Source organism: Mesorhizobium sp. M2A.F.Ca.ET.037.01.1.1 (assembly GCF_003998075.1).
Lineage (GTDB): Bacteria > Pseudomonadota > Alphaproteobacteria > Rhizobiales > Rhizobiaceae > Mesorhizobium.
This window is the reverse complement of sequence record NZ_RZSA01000852.1, coordinates 1-2,897: the sequence shown is the minus strand read 5'-3', so window position 1 is coordinate 2,897 and position 2,897 is coordinate 1. Positions and strand designations below refer to the sequence as shown.

Annotated in this window: 4 protein-coding genes; 3 read left to right on the top strand and 1 reads right to left on the bottom strand. The window is 64.9% G+C overall.

Annotated features, from left to right (window positions below; genetic code table 11):
* The 3 genes from EOA27_RS30180 to EOA27_RS30170 form a co-directional block, all read left to right on the top strand.
* A partial coding sequence (locus EOA27_RS30180; RefSeq protein ID WP_148669967.1) for a type IV secretory system conjugative DNA transfer family protein occupies window positions 1–1,140 on the top strand: 1,140 nt, incomplete at its 5' end.
* 499 nt (window positions 1,141–1,639) lie between these two features.
* Complete coding sequence (locus tag EOA27_RS30175; protein WP_245491200.1) at window positions 1,640–2,035, top strand: thermonuclease family protein; 396 nt, start codon at window positions 1,640–1,642, stop codon at window positions 2,033–2,035.
* 85 nt (window positions 2,036–2,120) lie between these two features.
* Window positions 2,121–2,381: a WGR domain-containing protein gene (locus EOA27_RS30170; protein ID WP_127257947.1), complete on the top strand. Its 261-nt coding sequence runs from the start codon at window positions 2,121–2,123 to the stop codon at window positions 2,379–2,381.
* 72 nt (window positions 2,382–2,453) lie between these two features.
* Here EOA27_RS30170 and EOA27_RS30165 read toward each other — a convergent pair.
* Window positions 2,454–2,897: MFS transporter (locus EOA27_RS30165; RefSeq protein ID WP_189562154.1), on the bottom strand; the 444-nt coding region annotated here is incomplete at its 5' end.

Here is a 2,897-nt window from a genome sequence, read left to right as displayed (position 1 = left end):
CCGATGGTGATCGGCCACCGGCGCAAGGCAGGTCGCAAGGTGATCGTGCTCGCCCCCGCCGATCCCGCCACCGGCCTCAACGCCCTCGACTGGATCGGCCGTTTCGGCAGCACGAAGGAGGAGGACATCGTCGCGGTGGCGACCTGGGTGATGACGGATACGCCGGGCCGAGCCTCGGCGCGCGACGACTTCTTTCGCGCGTCGGCGATGCAGCTTCTCACCGCGCTGATCGCCGATGTCTGCCTGTCCGGTCATACGGAAAGGAGGGACCAGACGCTCAGGCAGGTCCGTACCAACCTCTCGGAGCCGGAGCCGAAGCTGCGCGAGCGCCTCACGAAGATCCACGAGCAGTCCGAATCGGATTTCGTGAAGGAGAACGTCGCGCCCTTCATCGCCATGACGCCGGAGACCTTTTCCGGCGTCTATGCCAATGCGGTCAAGGAGACGCACTGGCTCTCCTATCCGAACTATGCAGCACTCGTCTCCGGCGACAGTTTTGCCACGGACGAGCTCGCCGCCGGCGAGACCGACATCTTCATCGCTCTTGACTTGAAGGTGCTGGAGACGCATCCGGGGCTTGCCCGCGTCATCATCGGCGCGCTGATGAATGCGATCTACAACCGCAATGGCGCGGTGAAGAGCCGCACGCTGTTCCTGCTCGACGAGGTTGCCCGCCTCGGCTTCCTGCGCATTCTCGAGACCGCGCGCGATGCCGGGCGCAAATACGGCATCACCATGGTCCTGCTCTACCAGTCGATCGGCCAGATGCGCGAGGCTTATGGAGGGCGCGACGCGACCTCGAAATGGTTCGAGAGCGCGTCCTGGATTTCCTTCGCGGCGATCAACGATCCCGAGACCGCCGACTACATCTCGAAGCGCTGCGGCGACACGACAGTCGAGGTCGACCAACTAAGCCGATCCTCGCAGATGTCGGGTTCGTCGCGCACGCGTTCGAAGCAGCTCGCGCGCCGGCCGCTGATCCTGCCGCACGAGGTGATGCGCATGCGCGCTGACGAACAGATCGTCTTCACGGCCGGGAATCCGCCACTCAGATGCGGGCGCGCCATCTGGTTCCGCCGCGCGGACATGAGGGCCTGCATCGCAGAGAACAGGTTTTATCGGAAGGAGGTGGCGCAATGAGGCTTCTCGAGGGTCCGATGCCGGAGCTCCCGTCGTCAGCAGGAGCATCGACGGTCCGGCCGGACGCACACGCCCCGCGAGATGGATCGTCACGCGCATGCGCGGATACCGCGGAGCGGGCTCCGGGAGCGACACGAAGGGTCGCGAGTAGAGCCAGGTCGCCGTAGGCGGCTCGCCCAAATCCGATTCAGTCCCAGGTGGCCATTTCTGGCCCCTGAGATGCGGGGAAGTTGAACGATGCCCGTAAGGTGATCGAAACCGCATCCTGCGAAAACCTCGGAGGCCAAGCAGGGAGGCATGCCCTCGTGAATACCGTCGTCAGATTCCGCCAGAAGAAAAAACGCGCTTCAGGCAGCCGAACACGCCGCGCGGGAAACAGCCCATCCATCGGCGGAAATCATCGCATCGGAAAATCCGATCGGCGATTGCGAAGTTGGTTGTCGGCGCACTCGTCGCAGCGGCGGCGTTCGGCACTTACCAGCTTAGCCAAGCGGGCGGGATCGAAGCGGTAGCGGTCTTGGTGTCGGCACCACAACGGGACGCGCTCTCGGCTTCGTTTCCGATATGCGGCGACGGTCCCCGCGTGACCTGCGTGGTGGATGGCGACACGTTCTGGCATCAGGGTGTGAAGATCAGGATTGCCAATATCGACACGCCGGAGCTGAGCCCGCCGCGATGTGAGGCAGAGCGGGTAAAGGGTGAGGCGGCCAAGCGCAGGCTGCGGGAATTGCTGAATGCAGGAAAGTTCTCGCTGGTGGCCGGCTGGCGCGACGAGGATCGACATGGGCGAAAGCTGCGAACCGTGACCAGGAACGGGCATTCGATCGGCGAGACATTGATCGCAGAGGGCCTTGCACGCCGGTGGGACGGCGGCCGGCGGAACTGGTGCGACTGACGCATCAGTAGCGTGAATCGGTCGGCCGGGATCGATTCAGGAAAGTCGTTGGACTGCGCTTCCAAAGGAAGCGAGACTCGGGGCCATGTCGAGCAGGGAAACCGGACCCGTTCATCTTCGCCGCATCGACCCGGCGCAGAACATGCGGCGCTTCTACGTGCTCTCGGTCCAGCCGACCCTGTTCGGCGGCGCCTCCGTCATCCGCAACTGGGGCCGGATCGGCACGAGCGGCCAATCGATGGTACAGACATTCGATCAGCCGGGAGAAGCGGACAGCGCTCTGAGCCTCCTCGAGCGGAGCAAGAGGCGAAGGGGCTACCGCGATGCCCGCCGGCCGAAAGCCTGATCCAGCGTTCGAAGCCTTTGCGGCCAGTGGCTACCGGTACGATGAACGACGCAATCGAGCCTATCGCGGACATCAGCGGGTTTGCTTCTGCCATCCGGGTTCGACCGGCCGGAATAGCCAGACGCCACCGCAGAGCGCCGCCAGGTAGACAACGGCTACGGCCCCGAACAGACCCTGCGCGCCGAGCACAGTCATCATGCCGCCGGCGACGGCGGGGCCGATGATGGCAGCCAGAGCATAGACGGCGGCAAGGGCGGCGATCGCCGCCGTCAGCTTCTCAGCTTGGAAACGGTCGCCGATCAGCGCGAGCCCAGCGGTGTAGAGGCCGTAATTCGCGCCGCCCCAGACCAGCATCAGCCCGGCTACGGGCCAGAACTCCATGCCTGATCCGTAGACCAGCGGCAGGGTACAGGCGAGCGATAGGCCGCAGCAACCAAGCACGGTGCGGCGGCGGCCGGCCCGGTCCAGCGCCAGCCCGATCAGCGGCTGCCCGATCACCAGGCCAACATGGAACAC

Bases quoted from the DNA above. Each gene is read 5' to 3' on its own strand.
- EOA27_RS30170 (WP_127257947.1), top strand. From the start codon at position 2,121: ATGTCGAGCAGGGAAACCGGACCCGTTCATCTTCGCCGCATCGACCCG.